The organism is Bradyrhizobium sp. Leaf396 (assembly GCF_001424605.1).
GTDB lineage: Bacteria > Pseudomonadota > Alphaproteobacteria > Rhizobiales > Xanthobacteraceae > Bradyrhizobium > Bradyrhizobium japonicum_C.
Map to the genome: position 1 here is coordinate 173736 of NZ_LMQJ01000007.1, position 23367 is coordinate 197102.

At 65.0% G+C, this 23367-nt stretch carries 24 protein-coding genes; 2 read left to right on the forward strand and 22 right to left on the reverse strand.

Features of this window, described 5'->3' with window-relative positions:
* Positions 1-131 precede the first annotated feature (131 nt).
* The 15 genes from ASG57_RS09570 to ASG57_RS09640 form a co-directional block, all read right to left on the reverse strand.
* The gene (locus ASG57_RS09570; protein ID WP_024337602.1) at positions 132-953 is read right to left on the reverse strand and encodes an NAD-dependent protein deacetylase; all 822 of its coding nucleotides are present in this window, start codon (positions 951-953) and stop codon (positions 132-134) included.
* A 74-nt stretch (positions 954-1027) separates the two neighbouring features.
* On the reverse strand, positions 1028-2827 hold the full coding sequence (locus ASG57_RS09575; RefSeq protein WP_024337601.1) for a cation:proton antiporter domain-containing protein: 1800 nt from the start codon (positions 2825-2827) through the stop codon (positions 1028-1030).
* Positions 2828-2932: 105 nt separating this feature from the next.
* On the reverse strand, positions 2933-3769 hold the full coding sequence (locus tag ASG57_RS09580) for an SDR family oxidoreductase (protein ID WP_024337600.1): 837 nt from the start codon (positions 3767-3769) through the stop codon (positions 2933-2935).
* 73 nt (positions 3770-3842) lie between these two features.
* Entirely contained in the window at positions 3843-5162 is a 1320-nt protein-coding gene (locus ASG57_RS09585; RefSeq protein ID WP_024337599.1) for a solute carrier family 23 protein, read from the reverse strand.
* 77 nt (positions 5163-5239) lie between these two features.
* On the reverse strand, positions 5240-5590 hold the full coding sequence (locus ASG57_RS39945; protein ID WP_155248261.1) for a hypothetical protein: 351 nt from the start codon (positions 5588-5590) through the stop codon (positions 5240-5242).
* A 297-nt stretch (positions 5591-5887) separates the two neighbouring features.
* Positions 5888-7501, reverse strand: coding sequence for an ABC-F family ATP-binding cassette domain-containing protein (locus tag ASG57_RS09595; RefSeq protein WP_057196141.1), 1614 nt, complete (start codon positions 7499-7501; stop codon positions 5888-5890).
* 167 nt (positions 7502-7668) lie between these two features.
* The gene (locus tag ASG57_RS09600; RefSeq protein WP_024337596.1) at positions 7669-8016 is read right to left on the reverse strand and encodes a RidA family protein; all 348 of its coding nucleotides are present in this window, start codon (positions 8014-8016) and stop codon (positions 7669-7671) included.
* Positions 8013-9152: an NAD(P)/FAD-dependent oxidoreductase gene (locus ASG57_RS09605; RefSeq protein WP_057196142.1), complete on the reverse strand. Its 1140-nt coding sequence runs from the start codon at positions 9150-9152 to the stop codon at positions 8013-8015. The genes ASG57_RS09600 and ASG57_RS09605 overlap by 4 nt, the downstream gene beginning before the upstream one ends.
* The gene (locus ASG57_RS09610) at positions 9149-10567 is read right to left on the reverse strand and encodes an FAD/NAD(P)-dependent oxidoreductase (protein WP_024337594.1); all 1419 of its coding nucleotides are present in this window, start codon (positions 10565-10567) and stop codon (positions 9149-9151) included. The genes ASG57_RS09605 and ASG57_RS09610 overlap by 4 nt, the downstream gene beginning before the upstream one ends.
* Entirely contained in the window at positions 10564-10860 is a 297-nt protein-coding gene (locus tag ASG57_RS09615; protein ID WP_024337593.1) for a (2Fe-2S)-binding protein, read from the reverse strand. Before ASG57_RS09615 ends, ASG57_RS09610 begins: the two co-directional genes overlap by 4 nt.
* Positions 10861-10893: 33 nt before the next feature.
* Complete coding sequence (locus tag ASG57_RS09620; RefSeq protein WP_024337592.1) at positions 10894-12030, reverse strand: NAD(P)/FAD-dependent oxidoreductase; 1137 nt, start codon at positions 12028-12030, stop codon at positions 10894-10896.
* 8 nt (positions 12031-12038) lie between these two features.
* The gene (locus ASG57_RS09625; protein ID WP_024337591.1) at positions 12039-12845 is read right to left on the reverse strand and encodes an ABC transporter permease; all 807 of its coding nucleotides are present in this window, start codon (positions 12843-12845) and stop codon (positions 12039-12041) included.
* Positions 12842-13717 carry an ABC transporter permease gene (locus ASG57_RS09630; protein ID WP_024337590.1) on the reverse strand — a complete coding sequence of 292 codons (876 nt, stop codon included), beginning with the start codon at positions 13715-13717 and terminating at the stop codon, positions 12842-12844. Before ASG57_RS09630 ends, ASG57_RS09625 begins: the two co-directional genes overlap by 4 nt.
* Positions 13714-14754, reverse strand: coding sequence for an ABC transporter ATP-binding protein (locus ASG57_RS09635; protein WP_024337589.1), 1041 nt, complete (start codon positions 14752-14754; stop codon positions 13714-13716). Before ASG57_RS09635 ends, ASG57_RS09630 begins: the two co-directional genes overlap by 4 nt.
* A gap of 23 nt (positions 14755-14777) precedes the next feature.
* Positions 14778-15812 carry an ABC transporter substrate-binding protein gene (locus tag ASG57_RS09640; RefSeq protein ID WP_024337588.1) on the reverse strand — a complete coding sequence of 345 codons (1035 nt, stop codon included), beginning with the start codon at positions 15810-15812 and terminating at the stop codon, positions 14778-14780.
* Positions 15813-16083: 271 nt separating this feature from the next.
* Here ASG57_RS09640 and ASG57_RS09645 point away from each other — a divergent pair, with 271 nt between their 5' ends.
* Together ASG57_RS09645 and ASG57_RS09650 are read left to right on the forward strand one after the other, a co-directional pair.
* A complete protein-coding gene (locus tag ASG57_RS09645; RefSeq protein WP_024337587.1) occupies positions 16084-17010 on the forward strand; it encodes a LysR substrate-binding domain-containing protein in 927 nt (308 codons plus the stop codon).
* 53 nt (positions 17011-17063) lie between these two features.
* Positions 17064-17783: a type 1 glutamine amidotransferase gene (locus tag ASG57_RS09650; RefSeq protein ID WP_057196143.1), complete on the forward strand. Its 720-nt coding sequence runs from the start codon at positions 17064-17066 to the stop codon at positions 17781-17783.
* A 110-nt stretch (positions 17784-17893) separates the two neighbouring features.
* Here the strand turns inward: ASG57_RS09650 and ASG57_RS09655 are convergent, their stop codons facing one another.
* The 7 genes from ASG57_RS09655 to ruvC all read right to left on the reverse strand — a co-directional run bounded on the left by ASG57_RS09655 (position 17894) and on the right by ruvC (position 23295).
* Entirely contained in the window at positions 17894-18361 is a 468-nt protein-coding gene (locus ASG57_RS09655; protein WP_024337585.1) for a nuclear transport factor 2 family protein, read from the reverse strand.
* 79 nt (positions 18362-18440) lie between these two features.
* Complete coding sequence (gene ybgC, locus ASG57_RS09660; protein WP_024337584.1) at positions 18441-18890, reverse strand: tol-pal system-associated acyl-CoA thioesterase; 450 nt, start codon at positions 18888-18890, stop codon at positions 18441-18443.
* A 68-nt stretch (positions 18891-18958) separates the two neighbouring features.
* Entirely contained in the window at positions 18959-19879 is a 921-nt protein-coding gene (locus tag ASG57_RS09665) for a metallophosphoesterase (RefSeq protein WP_057196144.1), read from the reverse strand.
* Between the two features lie 105 nt (positions 19880-19984).
* The gene (locus tag ASG57_RS09670; protein ID WP_057196145.1) at positions 19985-20854 is read right to left on the reverse strand and encodes a DUF6869 domain-containing protein; all 870 of its coding nucleotides are present in this window, start codon (positions 20852-20854) and stop codon (positions 19985-19987) included.
* 98 nt (positions 20855-20952) lie between these two features.
* The gene (gene ruvB, locus ASG57_RS09675) at positions 20953-21987 is read right to left on the reverse strand and encodes a Holliday junction branch migration DNA helicase RuvB (protein WP_200948541.1); all 1035 of its coding nucleotides are present in this window, start codon (positions 21985-21987) and stop codon (positions 20953-20955) included.
* A gap of 20 nt (positions 21988-22007) precedes the next feature.
* Positions 22008-22625: a Holliday junction branch migration protein RuvA gene (ruvA, locus tag ASG57_RS09680; RefSeq protein WP_057196147.1), complete on the reverse strand. Its 618-nt coding sequence runs from the start codon at positions 22623-22625 to the stop codon at positions 22008-22010.
* Between the two features lie 142 nt (positions 22626-22767).
* On the reverse strand, positions 22768-23295 hold the full coding sequence (gene ruvC, locus ASG57_RS09685; RefSeq protein ID WP_024337579.1) for a crossover junction endodeoxyribonuclease RuvC: 528 nt from the start codon (positions 23293-23295) through the stop codon (positions 22768-22770).
* Between the last annotated feature and the right edge of the window lie 72 nt (positions 23296-23367).

A 23367-nucleotide genomic window follows, 5' to 3' on the forward strand; every position in this document is an offset into this window, starting at 1 on the left:
CCGCGCTGATCGTCAAGACTGAGGTCGAAAGCGCAGCAATTTCCATGCCATGGACGACGAGGACAACGCCACGCCCAGCTATTCTGCTGGGCACCTATGCAATAGGCAAGGTGTGTCCGTCGCGGGCGCAGTCAAAGCAGGAATGCAAGCGCTGCCTCGCAACGCTCCTCGACCTTCAGCGTCAGGAGATCATCGGCGCGGGTGCGGCCCAGATTGACCGCAGCAATCGGAATGTTGCGCTGCGCGGCAGCCTGCACGAAGCGGAATCCGGAATAGACCATCAGCGATGAGCCGACGACGAGCATGGCGTCGGCTCGCGCCAGATGATCCTTCGCGGTGGCGACGATGTCGCGCGGGACGTTCTCGCCGAAGAACACGACGTCGGGCTTGAGGATGCCGCCGCAGGCGTCGCATGCGGGCACTTCGAAGGACGAGAAATCCTCGTGCTCCAGATCCGCGTCGCCATCAGGCGCATCGGCGGCATCGAGCGTCAGCCAAGCAGCATTCGCGCGGCCAAGCGCATGCTGAAACTCTTCACGCTGCATCTTGCGACCGCAACCCATGCAGCGGACCAGATCAAGCCTGCCATGCAGGTCGATCACCTGCCGGTGGCCGGCAGACTGATGCAGCCGGTCGACGTTCTGCGTCAGCAGCATGCCGCACCGGCCGTTCGCCTCCAGCCGCGCCAGCGCATGATGCGCATCATTCGGCCGGGCTTGGCCGAACCGCCGCCAGCCGATCAGGCTGCGCGCCCAATAGCGCCGCCGCGTGGGCTCGTCCGACATGAAGGACTGGAAGTTCACGGGCTGGGTCCGTTTCCAGTTGCCGTGGACGTCGCGGTAGTCGGGAATGCCTGAATTGGTGCTGCAGCCAGCGCCGGTCAGCACGAACAGGCGTTCGTGCCGGCCGATGAAATCCTGGAGCGGTGAGTCTGCAAGCGAGGCCTTTGTCATCGCTCATGATGTAGTTCGGGCGAGCACGTTTTGCCAGATCGCGACAAATCCCGCGCAGAGCGACCGCAGGGCGGTCATCGCGGGGGCCCGCGCCCTGCAAGATCGAGCGGACGAGCTTTCTCGTGTCCCGCAACACGGGCCGCCTGCTGCAGCGTCAGCCGGAACTCGTCCCGCTTCTCGTGCACCGAGGCGATCGCATGCCCAACCGCAACCCCGAGGCCGACCAGCGCGGCTTCGGAGAGCTGCAGGCTTGCCTCGATCGTCTCCGGCACCGCATCGGTTGCGCCGATCGCATAGAGGTGACGGGCATGATCGGCGTCCCGCGCCCGCGAAACGATCAGCACATCGGGCCGCACCGCGCGGATCCGCTCGACGACAGCATCGATCGCTGGTCGCGACTGGATGGTGATGATCACGCCGGTCGTCTGCATCAGGCCGCACGCCTCGAGGAAGCCCGGCTCCGTCGCGTCGCCAAAATAGACCTTGTGACCGTCGCGGCGGTCGCGCGCCACGGCGACAGCCTCGTGATCGACCGCGATATAGTTCAGGCCATGGCTGGTCAGCAGCGAGCAGACGACCTTGCCAACGCGGCCATAGCCGACCACGATGGCTTGCGCCCGGTCGGCGGGCGGCCGAACCGCGAGTTCAGGATCGGGCGCGCGTTCGCTGCTCAGCTTCGCCGCCAGTCGTCGCCCGAGCATGCCCATAAGCGGTATCAACGCCATCGTCACGGCGGTGACGGCCACGGCAAAGCCCGACACGCTCGGCTCGATCATGCCGCCGGCCGCCGCCATTCCAAGGCTGACGAAGGCGAATTCGCCGACAGGACCCAGCAAGAATGCCATCTCGATCGCGGCCGGCCATGACAGCCTGAAGAGGCGCCCCAGGACGATGAGCACGATCGCCTTGCCGACGAGGATGCCGATGACAGCGGCGAGCAGCCAGCCGGGCTCGCGCATGAACACGCGGAAGTCGATGGCCATGCCGACTGTGAAGAAGAAGATGCCCAGCAGCAGACCCTTGAACGGCTCGACGGTGGCCTCGATGGCCTTGCCATACTCGGTCTCCGCCAGCATCAGTCCTGCAACGAACGCTCCGAGCGCCATCGACAGGCCAGCCTGGTGCGCGGCAAGCCCTGCGCCGACGATGACGAACAGGGTCGCCGCGACGAACAACTCCGTTGAATGAGTGCCCGCAACCATCTGGAACAGCGGACGCATCAGCAGCCGCCCGATCAGAATCAGGGAAACGACCGCGACCGTCGCCTTGAGGATCGCGCTGGAAATGTGCGCCACGACCGAGCCGCCACTGTCTGCAGCGAGCAAGGACACGAAGACGAGAATGGGAACCACGGCAAGGTCCTGGGCCAGCAGCACGGAGAAGCTGGCGCGCCCGGCCGTGGTCGCAAGCCGCCTTTCGCTGGACAAAAGCTCAAGCACGATCGCCGTCGAGGACAGCGCAAGGCTCGCACCAAGGATGACGGCGGTATCGGAATTTTGCCCGGAGAGAAGCGCGGCGCCGAATATCAAGGCGGACGTCACGACCACCTGCAGGCCGCCGAGCCCGAACACCAGACGTCGCATCGTCAATAGCCGTCTGAAAGACAGCTCGAGCCCGATCAGGAACAGCAGGAAGACGATGCCCAGATTCGCGATACCCTCGACATTGTGCGCGTCCGTCACCGTGAACCAATACAGGAACGGCATTTGCTGCACGAGCGAGCCGAGCCCGAGCGGACCGAGAATGGCGCCGGCACCGAGATAACCCAGCACGGGATTGATGCCCCAATGGCGGACGATCGGCACCACGACGCCGGCCGTCCCGAGGACCACCAGCGCGTCGCTATAGGCATTGATGTTGATGGTTGTGCTCACGAGCCCGTCATGTGTCGGCGGCTGCCAATGGCGGCAGCATCGTCCACGGTCGATAGCACACGGCGCCGCAGCGTCCCAACCGAAACGCGGGTCCGAAACAACCCCTCAGCTCGCCCAATTCTCCCGGAATTCCGGAAACAGCGTCAGGCCCCCGCAGGCATTGATGGTTTGCCCGGTGATGTAGCTCGCATCATCGGAGGCAAGGAAGGCGAACACGGCGGCGATCTCTTCCGGCGTGCCGACGCGCCCCATCGGAATGTGGCTGGTGACCACCTCGCGCTTCTGGGGATCGCCGGTCCAGGCCGCATTGATTGGCGTGTCGATTGCGCCCGGACCGACTGCGTTGACGCGGATGCCGCGGCCGGCAAATTCGAGCGCCAACGTGCGCGTCAGATTGGCCATGCCGCCCTTGCTGATCGAATATGCGAGATAGCCGGGCTTTGGGATGATCTCGTGGACGCTGGAGCAGTTGATGATGCTGCCGCCTCCGCCGCGTGCGACGAAATGGGCGAGCGCCTTCTGCGCGCACAGCACGGCGCCGTTGAGATTGACGTCGATGATGCGGCGATACGTTTCGACGTCGAGCGCCTCGCTCGGCGATTCCCGCTGGAAGCCGGCATTGTTGACGAGACAATCGAGGCGCTTCCAGCGCGCCAGGATCGTCTCGAACATTGCGGCGATCTCCTGCTCACTGCCGACGTCGGCCTTGACGATGACGTGATCGAGCCCCTCATGGCCGCGAGCGGCGGATCCCGCTCGCGCAAGCGCCAGCGTCTCATCGGCCCCCTCGGGGCTGCCGAAATAGTTGATGGCAACGGCTGCCCCTTCCTGGGCGAGCCGGACCGCGACGGCGCGGCCGATGCCTTGTGAGGCGCCGGTCACCAGGGCGTGTTGACCGACGAGGCGGGAGGGGAACGAGGTTCGGCGGTCGGTCTGCTGCATGTGTTCTCTCCAGGACACCTCTTCATCAGCGGCGCGGGCTTTTTGTTCCATCCCGTCAGCGCATCGCCGGGCGTCATCCCAGGCGGCGCGCCATTGGGGAAGTCAGGACCTGATAGAGGATGATGGCCCCGAAGGTCGCGGTACCAATCCCGCCGATCGTGAACGCGCCGAATCTGAGCGTGAGGTCGCCGGCGCCTGCGATCAGCGCCACGGCGACGGTGATCAGATTTGCAGGATCGGCAAAGTCGACCCTGTTCTCGACCCAGATTCGTCCTGCCATCGCTGCGATCAACCCGAACAGCACGATCGAGAGTCCACCGATGACGGGACCCGGGATCGACAGGATCAGCGCGCCGAACTTCGGGGAGAAACCGAGCAGGATCGACACAACGGCGGCGAAGGCGAACAACAAGGTGGAATAAACCTTCGTCGCTGCCATGACTCCGATGTTTTCGGCATAGGTCGTGACACCGGTGCCGCCGCCAAAGGCCGCTACGATGGTCGCGAGGCTATCTGCGAACAGGGCGCGGCCGAGATAGGCGTCAAGACTGCGGCCTGTCATAGCGCCGACGGCCTTGATGTGCCCGAGATTCTCGGCGACGAGAATGACCGCAACAGGCGCGATCAGGAAGATTGCATCAGCCTGGAACGTCGGCGTGGTGAAATTCGGCAGGCCGAACCATGGCGCGGCCGAGACTTGTGCGAAGTCGATCGGCTTGCCGAGACCGAGGCCGTTCGTGAACAGCCAATACAAGAGATACCCGCCGATTGCGCCGACAATGATCGGGAGGCGGCGCCAAAGGCCCTGCGCGGCAACGGCGACCACGCCGATGATCAGGACGGTGGCGAGCCCGATCCAGGTGTCGAATGCGCCGGCGCTCACCGCCTTGACCGCCACGGGCGCGAGGTTGAGGCCGATCGCGGCAACAACGGCGCCGGTGACGGCCGGCGGTAGCAGCCTTTCGATCCAGCCGACGCCGGACCACATGACGATCAGCGAAATCACGCCGTACAGCACCCCAGCGCCCACGATTCCGCCGAGCGCAACCGATAGGTTCGGGTTCGGCCCTTGTCCGGCATAGCCGGTGGCGGCGATAACAACGGCGATGAACGCGAAGCTCGAGCCGAGATAGCTCGGTACGCGTCCGGCGACGATGACGAAGAAGATCAAGGTGCCGATGCCGGAGAACAGGACTGCAATATTGGGATCGAACCCCATCAGCAGCGGCGCGATGATCGTCGAGCCCGACATCGCAACGCAATGCTGGAGGCTGGAGACGATCGTCTGGCCCCAGGACAACCGCTCCTCCGGCATGATCACGCCCGAGGTCTTCAGTTTCCAACGCGGAAAATAACCTTGCACGTGCTCGTCGGAGCCTGTTGCTTTCGACATGTTTCCCCCGATTGCGGCCCAGTGTTCGATCTTGGTGCTAACAGGCAAAAATGTGATTGTCGCTTCCGCGACGACCATCACATCATGCAAATCAAGCAACGATACGTTTCAGAGCCGACAATACGACATGCGTCGCGATCCAGCCAGCCGTCCTCCGCCAGCATCAGCCCTGGTACAAGATCCTCTGCATCCAGGTCCTGATCGCGGTCACGCTCGACCTCCTCATTGGCTATGCCTATCCCGAGCGCGGTAGCCGTAAAGCCGATCGGCGACGGCTTCATCGCGCTGATTAAGATGATGATCCCGCGGTGATCTTCTGCACCCTGGTGCGGCATCTCCTCGATGGGAAATCTCAACCGTGTCTGCCGCGCCCGGGCTGAAGCCGCTGATTTACTTCGACACGGCGCAAAGATGTTCTTCGGCATCATTCGCATCATCGTTCGCCTCGCGCCGGTCGGCGCTTCGGTGCGATGGCGTTCACGGTCGGGGCCTACGGACCAGGTTCGCTGCTCAACCTCGCCTGCCCTGATCGGCGCGTCCCATTCAGCAGCATCTTGCGGACGGCCCGGTTCCGATGCGGTAGTTTCCCGGAGTAGGAAACCGGCGCGACACGCGTCACAACAGCGGCGTTGGGATCACGGATTGATACTCGTTTTTTCCGCCCGACGCGCTGGGGGCAGGGCGTCGGGCTTTTGAAAATCTCTGCAACAATGGATCGCGATCGATCACGTGATCCTGCCATTGGCGCGCGGCATGCTGGCGATAAGATCTAGCCGCCGCGTGATTCCGATCGCCTGCAGGAATGCCTCATCGTGGCTGACCACGAGCAGCGCGCCGTCATAGGCCCTCAAGCCCGCTTCGACAGCTTCGACCGACTCGATGTCAAGATGATTGGTCGGCTCGTCCAGAATCAGCAATGATGGCGGCGCCGCCCCGCCCAACACGCAGGCAAGGCCTGCACGGAACATCTGCCCGCCGCTCAAGCTTCCAGCCGGCTGTAGAGCTGCGTTTGCACGAAACATGAAGCGCGCCAGCGCGGCATGGCACGCATTGTCACCTGCCGCTGGATTGAGGCGGCCAAAGTTCTCCAGGATCGAGAGAGCGGGATCGAGCAGGCTGACCTTCTGGTCGAAGAAGGCGAAGTCAGGCCTGACCCGAACCGTTCCCGCAATCGGCGGCAACTCACCCGCAATGACCTTCAGCAGCGTGGTCTTGCCGGAGCCGTTGGGCCCGGTCAGCGCCACGCGCTCGGGCCCGACCATGGTGAACGATAGACCGCGCAGCACCGGCTGCTCCGTCCGATAACCGGCGCTGACGCTGTCGAGCCAAACCACTTCCCTGGCTGCCGGCAGACCGGTCGCGGCCAGCCTGATGGAGAGCGGCTGCAGAATCTCGACGCGTCGGCGCGCAGCATCGACTGACTCGAGGGCCTGGGCTCGTCGCCGTTCGCCGATTTGCACGGTCTTGCCGCCGCTGTCCTCGCTGCGGTCCTTGCGGGCCCCCGCCAGGATCCGCGGCATGTCGCCCTTGGCGCGCTTCTTCCTGCCGCCGACGTCCTTGCGCGCCTTCCTCTCTGCAGCCTCCTGTGCCTTCTCGTCGATCTCGGACAGGCTCTTCTCGGCGTGCGCGAGGTCCTGCCTGACGGCGGCGAGTTCGAGGGCCTTTTGCACCTGGTAATGGCTCCAATTGCCACCGTATCGTGTTGCTCCGAGCGACGTCAGTTCAACGATTGCATTCATCGCTTCAAGCAGGTTGCGGTCGTGGCTCACGACGATCGCACCCCCGCGCCAAGTCGCAAGGAAATCGATCACCGCCTTGCGTCCATCCAGATCGAGATTGTTGGTGGGCTCGTCCAGCAACAGGAAATCGGGCTGGGCAAAGAGCAGCGCCGCGAGCCGCACCCGCGTGATCTGGCCGCCGGACAGGCACGAGAGCTCCGTATCGGGCGACAGATCGAATCCGAGGCGCGCCAGGGCGATCTCCAGCCGCCCTTCGAGAGTCCAGTCGATCGCGGCCATATCGTCGATTGATGCGTCGCCGCGCTCGGCACGACGCAGCAATTCCACTGCCGACCGCACGCCGAACAGATCGGCTACGGTCGCTCCTGCAGGCAATTGCACGTCCTGGCGCAACAGGCCGATGGTGCCGTTGATCAGAACGCGTCCGGACTGGGGAAGATGGTCTCCTGAGATTGCCGCAAGCAGCGTCGTCTTCCCGACCCCGTTACGGCCGACGAGACCGGTGCGCTCGGCCCCGAATGTCAGATCGATGCCGGCGAGAAGAGAACGGCCGTCAGGCGTGGACAGCGAGAGGTTCGACAGGATGATGGAAGCAGGCATGGAATTCCCCGTGAGCAAGGCGGATGAGCGTTGCGGTCGGGGTCAAGTCCATGGCTGCGAAGTTCCTGATTGAGAGCCTTTAATTAGTCTTGCAGGAGCGCAAGATCAAGCCGGTGTTCGAGGGAACGACAGCGCGAAGCAGGCGCTGCCGTTCGATCAACGAGCGATCAGCCCTTGAGCGCGGTCACCACCACCTCGATCAGCGCACCGCCGCCGAGATCGGCGACGCCGACGGTGGCGCGGGTCGGCAGATTGTCGCCGAAGAACTCGGTCCAGGCTGCGTCCATCTCCTTCTTCTTGGAGAGATCCGTAACGAAGATCGATGCACTGACGACGCGGCTCTTGTCGGTTCCCGCTTCCTGAAGATAACCGGAGATCTTGCCGAGGATGTTGCGGGTCTGCTCTCCCATGGACACCGACGTGTCGTCGGCGATGGTGCCGCCGAGGAAGACGAAGCCATTCGCCTCGACGGCGCGGTGCATGATGGGTGTGCGAATGCTGCGGGTAATGCTCATGATGTCCTCTTGTTCTGGAGCGTGGAGGGATGGAAGCGGTCAATGCCGAGATCGCTGACGCGGGTCTGGGTGCCGCCATTCACGATCAGCTCCGCCATGACGGCTCCGGCGCCGGGGCCGAGCTGGAAGCCATGCAGCGAGAAGCCGAACTGGTGATAGAGACCCTGGTGACGGCTGCTCGGCCCGAACACGGGGATGTCGTCCTTCATCTTGGCTTCGATGCCGGCCCAGGCGCGCACGATGGTGGCACTGCGCATCACCGGAAACAGTTCGAACACGGTCTGTGCGCTGGTCGCAAGACTTTTCCAATCCAGCACCGTCTCGTTGCGATCCTGATATGGCGTCGCGAGATGACCGCCGCCGATCAGCACGGTGCCGTTGACGAATTGCTTGAAGGACAATTTGCGGCCGCGCAGGATCACGACGGGATCGATGAAGTGGGGCACACGCGAGGTGATCATCAGCATCGGCGCGACGGTTTCGACCGGAACGGGCTCGCCGAGATCAGCGGCGATCTTGCCGGCCCAGGCGCCGGCGGCATTCACCAGCACGGGCGCGGCGAAGGTGTCGGAGCCGACTTCAACATGCCAAAGGCCGTCGCGGTACCGGATGTTGTTGGCGGCCACGCCCTCGCGCACGGTGGCGCCAAGCCGCTCCGCCTTGCGGCGGAATGCAGTGGTCGTCTGCGCCGGATTGGCCGCGCCGTCGCGGCGCGAGACGACGCCGCCGGGACAGGTCTCCGCAACGGCAGGCACGAGGCGCCGGAGTTCAGCCGCGTCGATCAGCTCTTCGTGAGTAAAGCCGAGTCCGTTGAGCTCGGCGACGCGGGCGCGGCAGACCGCGAGCTCTTCCTCGTTCTCGGCGACCAGCACCTGGCCGTGGCTTTCGAAACTGCAATCGTCGTCGACGAGCTCCGCAACCTTCTCCCAGATCCCCATGGAGCGGATCGAGAGCGGAATCTCGGGGATGTGCCGCGCGAGCTGGCGCACGCCGCCGGCGTTCACGCCCGAGGCGTGGCGTCCCGCATAGTCCTTCTCGATCAGCATCGGCTTCATCCCGGCAAGGCACAGGTGCAGAGCCGTCGAGCATCCGTGGATGCCGCCGCCAACGACGATCGCATCCACGTTTTTGGTCATCCGCGGACCACCGCCTTGACGTCGGCCTCGGTCTTCGGAACGGCGGCGAGCTCTGCCAGCGTGATCGGCTTCACCGGCGCGCGCAGCCGGTAATAGCCGATCTCCTGCGGGGTCTTGCCCCGCGCCTGCGCCATCAGTTCGGTCACGGTGAGGCCGCAGAGCCGGCCCTGGCACGGGCCCATGCCGGTGCGGCGGTAGGCCTTGAGCTGGTTCGGCCCGGTCGCGCCGATCGCGACCGCATCGAGAATGTCCTTTGCCGTCACCTCTTCGCATCGGCAGACAACGGTATCGCCCGAGGGAATGCGGAACTGCCGCGCGGGGCGGAACAGCGTGTCGAGAAAGACGCGGCCGCGCTCGGCCTTGGCGAGATCGGTGCGCAGCTGTGCCATCGGCACGAGCTTCGCGGCAGAAGCGGGGGCCAGCGCCTCCACTGCCGCGCGCGCCGCGATGCGGCCGCGCACAACGGCTGCATTTGCGCCGCCGATGCCTGCTCCGTCGCCCGCGATCGCGATGCCCGCGACCGACGAATTCCCGTTCGCATCGAGCACCGGCGACCAGCACAATTGCAGATCGTCCCAGCGATGCTCGACCCCGGCCGCCATCGCCAGATTGACGTTGGGCACGACGCCCTGGTGCAGCAGAAGAAGATCGGCGGGAACGGTCTCGCGCCTGCGGCCGGCGACATAGCTCACGCTGGCGAGCTGGCCATCGCCGGAGGCCGAGAGCTCAGTAACGCCGGAGACGACCTGCACCTTCGCCTTCACCTCGCGCATCATGGCGAGACCCTTGGCGAAATAAGGCGAGGTCAGGAAGGCGAAGGCGTGCGGCAGCGCGGCCAAGTAATTGCCGCGCTCGGTGGTATCGAGAATGCGGTCGATACGGCCGCCGAGGCGCAGAATCTGCGCGGCGAGCAGCCAGAGCAGCGGCCCCTGCCCTGCGATCACGGTACGGCCGTTCGGCACCAGCGCCGAAGACTTCAGCATGGTCTGCGCTGCGCCAGCCGTCATCACACCGGGCAGCGTCCACCCCGCAATCGGGAACGGCCGCTCCAGCGCGCCGCTCGCAATGATCACGCGGTTGGCCTTGACGAAGGCGGACGCACCGCCGATCGAGGCTGCGATCTCGAGATTACGGTCGAGGCTCCAGACGGTGGCACGATGAATCACCTCGGCGCTGCTCGCGCGCAGCACCTGCACGAGATCGGCACCGACCCAATAATCGGCGCCGAGCTGGTTGCGGTCGGTCACCGGCGTGGATGAGATCGCGCGGAACACCTGGCCGCCGGGGCCCATGTTCTCGTCGAGCAGCAACGTCGACAAGCCGGCTTCGGCGGCCGTTGCAGCGGCAGCGAGGCCGGCGGGCCCGGCGCCGATCACCACGACGTCGTAATCCTCGCGCTTGGGAGCCAAAGTCATTTTCCGATCTCCCGCTTGCCCTTCTGGATTTCGACCTGCATCCCGTCGGCGACGGGCACGAGGCAGCCCTGGCGATTGCCGACACCGTCGATCGTGACGAGGCAGTCGAAGCACACGCCCATCATGCAATAGGGCAGACGCGGCGCGCCGCTGACTGCGGTGGAACGCCGTGCGTCAACGTCGGAGGCCAAGAGCGCCGCGGAGACTGTGTCGCCCTGACGCGCCGCGACAGCGACGCCGTCGACGAAGATCTGGACCGGCGGACGCTGGTCGTGTTCGGATCGCCTGAACATGGGGATGCCTCTTGGCTCCTTGCTGAAGAATCTCTAGTAGCCGCTGTTGTTCGCCGCGCCCGCGCCGCCGAAACGGCTGGCCGAGAACGCGCCGACCAGTTCGGGCTCGAGCGCGCCCTGCGCCACCATGCGTGCGACCTCGAAGGCATGGTTCGAGGCGAGCGTCACGCCGGAATGGCAACAAGCGACGAAGGCGCCGGGATGCGTCTCCGACTGGTCGTAGATCGGAAAGCCGTCCTGCGGCATGACGCGAATGCCGGCCCAGCTCCTGACCACGTTGAGCCGCGACAGATGCGGGAACATGCGCTGCGCGCGGTCCGTCATCACGGCGCTGATCGAATGCTTCAGCGCGCGGTCGTCGAGTTCGTCCTCCTTGCTGTCGCCGATCATCACCGTGCCCTCGTCGGTCTGGCGGATCGTGGTCAGCGGATGCGGCAGAAAGGGCATGGTGCGCTCGGTCACGACGATCTGGCCGCGGGTCGGCCCCATCGGAGCAAAGAGGCCGACCATTGGCGCCAGCGCCTGGTTGGCGTTGCCGGCGGCGAGCACGATCCTGGCGGCGCGCAGCTCGCCTTTCGGCGTGGTCAGGCGAAATTCACCGCCGCTCCTGCTGATGGCCGAAACCGGCCGTTCCGGAAGGTAGTCGATCCCGAACGCCTTGAATCCGGTGTGGAACGCGCGAAACGTGCGCAGCGAATTGACATGGCCGTCGAGCGGACAATAGCTGCCGCCGGAGACCTCAGGGCCAATCAGCGGCAGCGACTTCTTCACCTCGGAGGCGGAGAGCATCTCCATCTTGTAATCGGCGGCGCCGACCTGGTTGTGCATGCGCCTGACCAGCTCGGAGCGCTGGCCGAACTCCTCCTCGCCGAGCGTGAGATGGAAGCCGCCATTCTGTTGAAGGCAGACGTCCAGGCCGGTCTGCTGCTTCAGCTCCGAGGCGAGCCGGCTCCAGGCTTCCGCCGCCCGCACGGTCCAGACGGTATAGGCGGGCATACCAAGGCCCTTGCTCTGCACCCAGACCAGCGCGAAGTTCGCGCGCGAGGCGCGCTTGGTGATGTCGCCCTCGTCGAGCACGGCGACTTTCTTGCCGAGCCGGCCGAGGCCCCAGGCGATGGCGGAGCCGAGCAAGCCGCCGCCGACCACGGCGACGTCGTATTCTCCTGACATAGGTTCTCCTATCGTCCCGTATCGCCCTTGCCGGCGAGCACGCGGTCGAGCCCGTAGAAGCGATCGAGCAGAATGAGGGCGCTCATGGTGATCGCGATCACGCAGGCCGAGACCGACGTCACCAGCGGATCGATGTTGTCCTGGATGTAGAGGAACATGCGAACCGGCAGCGTTTCGGTACCGGGCGCGGCGAGAAAGACGGTCATGGTGAGATCGTCGAAGGACTGGATGAAGGCGAGCGCCCAGCCGCTGATGACGCCGGGCAGGATCAGCGGCAAGGTCACCCGGCGGAACAGCGTCCAGCCGCCGGCGCCCAGCGAGACCGCCGCCATCTCGACGGTGCGGTCCATGCCGGTCGCCGCGGCGAGCGTCAGCCGCAGCGCGAACGGAAACACGATGATCACATGAGCGATGATCAGCGCGGCAAAGCTTCCGCCCAGCCCGGCCGACGTAAAGAAGCGCAGGAAGGCGATACCGAGCACGACGTGCGGGATCATCAGAGGCGACAGGAACAGCGCCGCCAGCGCATCGCGGCCGCGGAAACGATAGCGCGCGATCGCGAGCGCCGCTGGCACCGCAAACAGCAGCGCCACCAGAGACGACAGCGCGCCAAGGCCAAGACTGACCCAGAAGGCATGAATGAATTCGGGATAGTTCGCGATAGCCCTGAACCAGCGCAGCGAGAAGCCGTTGGTCGGCAGCGACAAGTATCCCTCGGGCGTGAACGCGACGAGGCACACCACCAGGATCGGCGCCAACATGATGATGACGAAGATCGTATGGAAGATCAGCGCGAGTGGACCGTTCCGTCTCATCGGAACACCTCCGCATAGCGCCGCTCGATCAGCGCGTTGCTGCCGACAACGATCAGGACCAGCGCGAACAGCAGCAACGTTGCGACCGCCGCACCGAGCGGCCAGTTCAGCGTGTTGAGGAATTCATCGTAGGCGAGCGTCGCCGCAACCTTGAGCCGGCGGCCTCCGATGATCGCGGGCGTCGCGAAGGCGCTTGCCGACAACGAGAACACGATGATCGCGCCCGACAGCACGCCCGGCATGATCTGCGGCATGATGATGCGACGGATGATGGTGACGGGGCCGGCGCCTAGCGACATCGCGGCGTTCTCGATCTGCGGATCAAGCCGCTGCAGCGCCGCCCATACGGAAAGCACCATGAACGGCATCATCACATGCGCGAGCGCAACGACCATGCCTGTTTCCGTGAACATGAATGGAATGGGGGAACGCATGACCCCGAGCGACATCAGCAGCTTGTTGACGAGCCCGTTGTTGCCGCCGAATAACAGCGCCCAGCCAAGCGTGCGCGCGACGACGGAGATCAGCAGCGGACCAAGAATGACGAGCAGGAAGAAGCTCTTCCAGCGGCCGCTCATGCGGTTGAGGATGTAGGCTTCCGGCGCGCCCAGCAAGGCCGTGAGCAAGGTGGTCAGGATCGCGATGCGAAACGTCCGCCAGAACATCTCGGCGTAGTACGGATCGGCCGCGATCTCGTACCAGTTCTTGAGGATGAAAACCGGCTCGATGCCCTTGTATTGGCCCCAATCGTGGAACGACAGCATCACGGTCATCGCGAGCGGAATGAGCAGCACGCCGACGAAGAGCATCAAGGCGGGCGCCGTCAGCGCCCACGGCGCACGTGCGCCGCGTTCCTCCGCAACCCCGCTCATGCGCTTTCCCTCGCGCGCGCACTCATGTCCTCGGGTCGCCAGGTGAGGCGAACCGCGTCCCCTTCGGCCGGCTGCGCTTTGCCGTCGTTCTGGCGAATCACGATCGCCGGGCCGCACTCGCTGTCGCACTGAAAGAGCCAGTGATTGCCCTGGAAGATGCGGGTGACGATCCTGGCCGTGAGGCCCGCATCGCCAAAGCCGATTCTTTCAGGACGAACGCTGACGGTGACGGCACCGTTGAAGCCGGCCGGCGCCGGCACGGCCCAGGAGCCGACCACGAGACGCGCCGGTGCCGCTGTCCGATCGATCGTCGCGGCGAAGTCGTTGGTCTTGCCGAGGAATTGCGAGACGAAGGCGGAAGCCGGCTTTTCGTAGGTCTCCTGCGGCGTGCCGATCTGCTCGATCTTTCCCTGGCTCATCACCACGATGCGATCGGACAGCGACATCGCCTCGTTCTGGTCGTGGGTAACGAGGATCGTGGTGGTCCCGACGGTGCGCTGGATCTGACGCAGCTCGATCTGCATCTCCTCGCGCAGCTTCGCATCGAGGTTCGACAGCGGCTCGTCGAGCAGCAGCACGCTCGGCTTGATCACCAGCGCGCGGGCCAGGGCCACGCGTTGCTGCTGGCCGCCGGACATGCGGCGGGGATGGCGGTCTTCGTAGCCGGCAAGGCCGACCATCGCGAGTGCGGCACGGACGCGCTCGGCCCGTTCGTTGCGCGGCACCTTGCGCATCTCGAGGCCGAACGCGACGTTCTCCGCCGCCGTCATGTGCGGAAACAGCGCGTAGCTCTGGAACACGATGCCAAGGCCCCGCCTGGCCGGAGGGATCGCGGTGAGATCCTTTCCCTCCAGCCGGATCGCGCCGCGGGTGGGATCGAGGAAGCCCGCGATCATCTGCAGCGTCGTGGTCTTGCCGCAGCCGGATGGGCCGAGGAAGGAGATGAACTCCCCCTTCCCCACCGACAGGCTGAAGTCATCGACCACAGTCTGCGCGCCGAACTGCTTTGCGACCCGATCGAGCTCGAGATAGGCCATGACGCTGTCTCCGCTGCGACCGATCAGCGTTCGACCTCGCGATTCCAGCGCTTCGTCCACTCCTCGCGCTTCTCGTTGATGACGGTCCAGTCCGGATTATAGAGCTTGGACGCGCGCTCGCCGATCGGCGCCATCTTGCCGAGCTCCGGCGGGATCACCAACGATTTCAGCACCGGACCGTAGCCATAGTCCTTCAGCATCACGAGCTGAATCTTGGGATCGAGCAGCATCTTGACGAAGCTCGCCGCGACCGGCGAGGCGTTCGGCTTGTTGATCGGACATGCCGTCGTCAGCAGCGTCGCCGCGCCTTCCTTCGGGTAAACGAAGTCCACGGGGAAACCGGTGTTGGCAAAACTCTGCACGCGGCCCGTGCCCCACACCGCGATCACGGCCTGGCCCGACTGGAACAGTTCGGTCATCTTGCCCGGCGACGGCTCATAGGCGAGCACGTTCGGATTGATCTGTTCCTTGAAGATCTTGAAGCCGGGATCGACATTGGTCTCGCCGCCGCCGTTCATTTTCGACAGCATCACGAGCGCTTCAAGACCGTAGGTGTTGTTGATCGGCGGGATCACGAGCTGCTTGGCGTATTTCGTGTCCTTCAGGTCGTTCCACGAGGTCGGCGGCGCCCAGCCTTTCTCCTTGAACACCTTGGTGTTGTACATCAGACCTGTCGCGACGATGCCGATCGCAACCGCGCGGTCGTCCTTGAACCGCGCAGTGTCGTAGAGATCGGCCGGCAGGCCGTCGAGCTTGCCGCAGAAGCCGAGCTGAATGGCCTGGTACATCGGGCCGTCATCGACGATGGCCACGTCGATCTGCTGATTGCCCTTCTGCGCCTGAAGCTTTGCCAGCGTGTCGGTAGAGTTGCCGGCGACATACTCGACCTTGACTCCGTTCTCCTTCTCGAAGGCCGGGATCACCTCGTCGCGGATCGTCTTCTCGAACGAGCCGCCGTAACCTGCGACGTACAGCGTTTTCTGCTGGGCCGAAGCGACCGACGGAACGGCAACGAGCGCAGCGATGCTGACCGCTGTCAGAAGGCGAAGTGTCTTCATTTGGACCAATCTCCAATACCGGAATGAGGTGACGTGCCGACAAGTCTCCGGCCGGAGCGCCTTCCGCTTTCCCTTCTGCGCCCCCCCTCTCTGATCAGGGCTCCGGCCCCCGGTCGGCGGGTTTGGCGCGATCTGGAGGTTTGAACGCCTCCAATCTGCCGAAAAAGCGGGCTGTCTCCAGCTCTGCCGAAAAAGATCGCAGACCTATACTTCCATCGTCCAATGAATAATGGCACCTTCTGCATGCCGAAATGTTATGATTGGATCGGAGATGGTGCGGATCAATTCGCGGCAGGTGGAAGCCTTCCGCGCGACGATGCTGACCGGCAGTGTCACGGAGGCGGCCAAGCTGATGGTGGTGACGCAGCCCGCCGTCAGCCGGCTGCTGCGCGACTTCCAGGCGCTGCTCAAGATGGAGCTGTTCGAGCGGCGCGGCACCGGTCTGGTCCCGACCGCAGCGGCGATGGCGCTCTACACCGAGGTCGAGCGCTCTTTCGTCGGTCTCGAGCGCATCTCCGCGGCGGCCGAGGAGATCCGCGGCCGTCGCACCGGCTCGTTGCGCATCGCTGCGTTGCCCGCGCTGGCGAACGGCTATCTGCCACGGCTTGCCGGACATTTCTTGATGGAGCGCCCCAACCTCAATCTTGCTTTCTTCGGCGTGATCTCGCCGATCGTGGTCGACTGGGTCCTGAACAACCAATGCGACATCGGTTTTGCCGAGGTGCCGATCGCCCATTCCGGCCTGCCGAGCCTGCGGCTGCCGGCGCTGGCGCGTGTTGCCGTGATGCCGGCGGGGCATCGCCTCGCGGAGAAGGACGTGCTGGAGCCGCGCGACTTCGAGGGCGAGACCTTCATCTCGCTGTCGGCGGGCTCGTCCAGCCGGCATCTCGTCGACCAGGTCTTTCACCGCAACGACGTCCGCCGCGTGCTCAGGGTCGAGACGACGCTGTCGGAGATCATGTGCGGCATGGTGTCGTCAGGACTCGGCGTTTCGATCTGCGATCCCTTCACCGCGCAGGAGTTTGCCACGCGCGGCGTCGTGGTCCGACGGTTCCTGCCGCGCATCGATTTCGAATTCTCGGCGGTGTTCCCGGCCCAGCGCAGTCCGTCGCCCGTGGCGCTGGACCTGGTCGAGACCATGCGCAAGGCGCTGCTGGAATTCGAGGACAACCCCGCACGGGATTTTGCGCATGGTTGACTTGGAGGCCCTGTGGCTTCCGCTGTATCCTCTTGGCCTTCACCAGGTATCGCATGGCACGCATCACGATCATCGAGACAGGGCTCGTTCCTCGAGAGCATCGCGAACGCCACGGCTCATTTCCGGACATGTTCGCGCGCATGATCCGTGCGGAGGACCCCACAGCCACGGTCGACGTCGTCAGCATCCCGAATGGGGATGCGCTTCCCGATCCCCGCGAGCTTGAGGCGATCCTGATCACCGGCGCGGCCGCCGGCGTCTATGACGGGCTGGACTGGATCGCGCCGCTGGAAGATTTCGTCCGCAGGGCTTACGCCGACAAGACGCCGATGGTTGGCGTCTGCTTCGGCCATCAGCTGATCGCGCAGGCGCTCGGCGGCACCGTGCGCAAGTCGGACAAGGGCTGGGGCATCGGCCGGCACGTCTATCAGGTGCTGCCGGAAAACGGAGTCCTCGACGGCGAGACGGTCGCAATTCCCTGCTCGCATCAGGATCAGGTGATCGAACCGCCGAACGATGCGCTCACGATCCTCCGGTCCGACTTCACCCCGCATGCCGGCCTGCTCTACGCCAACGGCACCACCCTCACCGTGCAGCCGCATCCGGAATTCGACGTGGAATTCGCGCAAGTGTGCTGCGATATGCGTGACGGCAAGGCGCCGGAGGACGTCGTTGCGACGGCGCGGCAGTCGCTGCAGCAGCCGATGGAAAGCGCGAAGCTGGGTGGAGCGATTACGCGGTTTCTGGCACGCAAATCCATCCCCTCATCCTGAGGAGCGCGCTCGCGCGCGCGTCTCGAAGGATGAGAGGCTCCAATTGGAGGGGCGGGGCCTGAATGGTTCGAGACGCCGATTCGCGGCACCTCACCATGAGAGTTGAGGGTTCAGAACGGATCGGCCCCCAGTCCCGGCACATCCGCCGGCCGCGGCCCCGGCGTGGGCCAGTGAAACCGGCGATCGTTCTCCGCAATCGCGATATCGTTGATCGATGCCTCGCGCCGCCTCATCAGACCGTGCTCGTCGAACTCCCACTGCTCGTTGCCGTAGGAACGATACCACTGGCCGCCGGCATCATGCCATTCGTACTGAAAGCGCACCGCGATACGGTTTCCGTCGAAGGCCCAGAGGTCTTTGATGAGGCGATAGTCCTGTTCCTTTTCCCATTTGCGGGTGAGAAACGCGACGATGGCCTCGCGACCCTGAAACACCTCCGAACGATTGCGCCAGCGGCTGTCCTCGGTATAGGCGAGGGACACGCGGACGGGATCGCGTGAATTCCAGGCGTCCTCGGCCATGCGGGCCTTTTGCGCAGCAGTCTCTTTCGTGAAGGGCGGAAGCGGCGGGCGGGACATGGGGTGCCTCATCGATGGGTTAGGACCGCAATCTATCGCTGCACTCGCCGGAGTCGATAGGGCATCACAAATCGGGCGATCACGAAATCAGATCGGCCTTCATCAGCATGCGGATGGACTTCGGAATCGGCTGGGCACGCCCGCCACTGATGAAGGCGACGCGCACTTCGGCCTTCACCAGCACGTCGCCGCCGCGCCGTACCTCCTGGGCCAGCATGATGGAGGCGCCCTTCACCGCGACGGGCCAGGTCACGATGTCGAGGACGTCGTCCATTCGCGCGGGCTTGAGGAAATCAAGATGCATCGACCGCACGACAAAGGCGAAGCCGGCGCCTTCCGTCTCGGTCTGCTCGAACAGCGCCTGCTGCTCGGCGCCCATCAGCCTGAGATGATTGGTCCGCCCGCGCTCCATGTAGCGCAGGTAATTGGCGTGATAGACGATGCCGGAAAAATCCGTGTCCTCGTAGTAGACGCGGACCTGCATGTGGTGGCGGCCGTCGCGGATCTCGCCATCGAGATGGGCAGTCACGTCACGAGCCTCTTCGCTTGTCGTCACCGGTCCGTTCTGCGCAAAAACAGACCGCGGCGCAAGCGTCGTCAGGACACGAGGTGTCCCGCCCGACCCAGCGTCACCTCGACGATCTCCGGCGGCACGCCAAAGCGGAGCGGCAAGATGCTGCAACCGAGGCCGCCGGAGATGATGACGTCGCATTTCAGCCTGACATGACCATAGGCGAGGCGGACGCCATGCTGCGGCGGCACGGCGGGAGACCAGCCGAGCAGGCGGACTTGGCCGCCATGGGTATGGCCGGACAATTGCAGCGCGACGCGCGATGGCACCCGTGGGGCGATGTGGGGCTCATGCGCGAGCAGGATGATCGGCGCATCGTCCGTGACCTTGGCGAGGGTCGCAGTGAGATCGTCGGCACCGAAGCGCGCCATGGTCCGGAACCGGCGCGCCGGGAGGAACGCGAGTTGATCGCCGAGGCCGGCGAGCCAGAACGGGCGACCGTTCTTCGTGAGGCGCACGACGTCGTTCTCGTAGACGGGGATGCCGGCGGCCTCCAGCGCACGATGCGCGATGGTCGTCCCCTGCCCCGCCCGCTGCACGGCCCTGTCGTCCCAATAATCATGGTTGCCCATGACGGCATGAACGCCCAGCGGCGCCTTGAGGCCGGCCAGCACGCGTGCCCATTCGCTGCATGGAATGAGCCGCGTGACCTGATGCAGGCCGGCGACGTAGTCGCCGAGCAGCACGATGAGATCGGCCCTGAGGGCGTTGGTGCGGTCGACGATGGCCTCGACCCGGTCCAGCGGCATCCAGGGATCGCAGGCATGGAGATCGGCGATGACGGCGATCTTGAGCGGAAGATCCGCCGGCCATTGCCGCGGCGTCGGATGATAGCGGGTGACGCGGAGCCGCAGCATCGGCTCGACGCCGACGCCATAGGCAGCGGTCGAGATTCCGAGGGCGGACAAGCCCCCGATGGAACGGATGAGGTGACGACGCGTGATCATGGAAGCCCGTTTCTGATGCAGCGTCTCGATGCGATCCGATTGAAGCGGAATTGGGGTGCGCCCGTGCAGACCGTCTGCATCTGCGTGCAGAGGCCTGCACAATCGTCACCAGCGGCTCTCGCCGATCAGCGCATCCAGCCGCGTCTTCAATTCCTCGGGCGCGCGGTAGTACCAGACGCCGCCGAGCAGATCGCGAAACCGTTCATTGACACGCGCCTCGCGCTCGATGCGGTCGATCGTCCCGGCACTGATCACATCTTCGAGGGGACCGGCGGCCAGCAGCGACAGCAACACCGGATTTGCCTCGATTTTTAGTATCTCGAGGATCAGGTCGATCATCCGGTCGGGATCGTCCTCGCGCAGATCGCGCTCGAAATCCATGATCGCGAACAGATTGTCGTCCTGATCACGATCGGACTTGGAATACTGCTCGACCCAAGCGCGGGCGAGCGCTGCGGTCGGCATGCTGGCGCAATCGAGCGGCTCGCGCGGCGTGCGCTGGGCCGCATAGTCGGCCTGCCAGGCCTCGCTGTCGGCAAGTTCTGCAATACGCGACATCAAGGGATCGTCGGGCGCAACATGCACGCCGCCGAGCAGCCAGCGCAGCCGGTCATTGTGCGCAGCCTCGTGCTCTATGCGCGCGATCACGACTTCGCCATGCGCATAGAGCAGCGACAGCAGGAACTTGTCGTTGAGCTGCATCACTGTCGGCTTGTCAGCCTCGGTCTTGAGCACTTCCAGCACGAGATCGAGCGCCTGTTGAGGCCGGCGGTGGGGCAGATGATCGAAATAGAGCTTCAGGGCCCAGATGCTGCCGGCCTGGTCGCGCCGGCTGACGCGCTGGAGCGCGCACCACATCGACGCCAGCTCACTGATCGGCATTGGGTCCAGAAACGCCTCGGTCTCATCGGGCGTGCGAAGCTGCGGCGCGGCCGCGATGAGTTCGAGCACTCCTGTGTCGTCCGTCAGCCCCATTCTCCGAACTCCAATCCATCTGCATGAACGGCGGCGTCTTTTGCCGCGCGTTCGGATTAGTGATGGGATTGATCCGGTGGGTTCACCGGTTGCGGCGGTCAGTCTTCGTCGGCCTGATCCGTGCCGAACAGGCCGAACTGGGCGGGGTCGCGGTTGGGTTCGGCGAGACCGAGATGCCGGAAGGCGTGCGACGTCAGCAGCCGGCCGCGCGGGGTGCGCTGCAGATAGCCGCACTGGATCAGGTAGGGCTCGATGATATCCTCGATGGCATCGCGCGGCTCCGACAACGCCGCCGCCATGGTCTCGACGCCGACCGGGCCGCCGCCATAATTGAGCGCGATGGTCGTGAGATAGCGGCGGTCCATGGCGTCGAGACCTGCCGCGTCGACCTCGAGCGCGCTCAGCGCGTGGTCGGCGATCGTGCGATCGATCGTGTCGGCATTGGCCGCCGAGGCGAAATCGCGCACACGCCTGAGCAGGCGGCCGGCGATGCGCGGCGTGCCACGGGCGCGGCGCGCGATCTCGTTGGCGCCATCGGCGCTCATGCCAACATTGAGCACGCGCGCGCCGCGGCTGACGATGCTCTCCAATTCCTCGATGGTGTAGAAATTCAGCCGGACCGGGATGCCGAAGCGATCGCGCAGGGGGTTGGTGAGAAGGCCGGCGCGCGTGGTGGCGCCGACAAGCGTGAATTTCGACAGCTCGATCTTCACCGAGCGCGCCGCCGGTCCCTCGCCGATGATGAGGTCGAGCTGGAAATCCTCCATCGCGGGATAGAGCACCTCCTCCACCGCGGGGCTGAGGCGATGAATCTCGTCGATGAAAAGCACGTCGCGCTCTTCGAGATTGGTGAGGAGCGCGGCGAGATCGCCGGCCTTGGCAATCACCGGCCCCGACGTGGCGCGGAAGCCGACGCCGAGTTCCTTGGCCACGATCTGCGCCAGGGTGGTCTTGCCGAGGCCGGGCGGGCCGACGAACAGCACGTGATCCAGCGCCTCGCCGCGCTTGCGCGCCGCCTCGATGAAGATCGAGAGATTCTTGCGCGCCTGCTGCTGGCCGACAAAGTCCGACAGCGATTGCGGACGCAGCGCGGTATCGCCGACATCGTCGCTGCGGCGCTCGGGCGAAACCATGCGGCTGGCTTTGGGGTCGCTCACTTCGCGAGTTCCTTCAGCCCGAGGCGAATGAGCTGCGCCGTCTCGGCATTCTCACCGGCGCTACGCGAGGCCGATGCAATCGCAGCAGCCGCCTGCGGCTGGCCGTAGCCGAGATTGACCAGCGCGGAAATTGCATCCGCCACCGGGCGCGGCGCGCGCTGGTCGTCGACGGCACCGGCGAGATGCACCACGGCGGGATCGACATTGGCGAAGGCCGGCGCCTTGTCCTTCAACTCGGTGACGATGCGCTCGGCGACCTTGGGGCCGACGCCGGGCGTGCGCGCCACAGCGGCCTTGTCGCGCAACGCGATGGCATTGGCGAGGTCGGCCGGTGCCAGCGTGCCGAGCACGGCGAGCGCAACCTTGGCGCCGACGCCCTGCACGGTCTGGAGCAGGCGAAACCATTCGCGCTCATGGTCGGTGCGGAAGCCGAACAGCTTGATCTGGTCCTCGCGGACATAGGTCTCGATCGACAGCACGGCGGCCTCACCCGGCGACGGCAGATGCTGCAGCGTCCGCGACGAGCAATGCACCTGATAGCCAACGCCGCCGACGTCGAGGATGACGAAATCCTCGCCGTAGGAATCGATCAGGCCCTTGAGCTTGCCGATCATCTCAGGTCCCCGGTCGCAATACACGCCTGTCTTTCGTCATGGCGGGGCTTGCCCCGGTCATCCACGTCTTTGCCCCCTGCAACAAAGAAGGTGGATACCGGGAACAAGCCCGGGCATGACGGCGGTGACAAGCGACGACGGATCATATCCCCGCCACCTTCAGCCGGAGCGCGGTGCTCTGGCGGTGATGGGCATGGGTGATGGCGATGGCGAGCGCGTCGGCGGCGTCTGCTGACGGCGGCTCGGCTTTGGGCAGCAATATCTTCAGCATCATCGCGATCTGTTGCTTGTCGGCGTGACCGGCGCCGACAACCGTCTTCTTGACCTGGTTCGGCGCATATTCGGCGACCGAGATGCCGAACATTGCAGGCGCCAGCATGGCGACGCCGCGGGCCTGGCCGAGCTTCAGCGTTGCAACGCCGTCCTTGTTGACGAAGGTCTGCTCGACCGCCGCTTCCATCGGCTCGTGGCTGGACAGGACGGCCGCGAGTCCTTCATGGATGGCAAGCAGCCGGCTCGCCAGCGGCAGATCATCCGGCGGCTCCACCGAGCCGCAGGCGACGTAGATCAGGCGGTTGCCCTCGGCCTCGATCACGCCCCAGCCGGTGCGGCGCAAGCCGGGGTCGATGCCGATGATGCGAACAGGGCCACGAATCGGGAGCGCGGTCATGGGCCAGTGATAGCGGCTGGCCGGACTGAGGGAAACAGAAACAGAACGGAAGTAACAGGGGAAGTGGGGTGC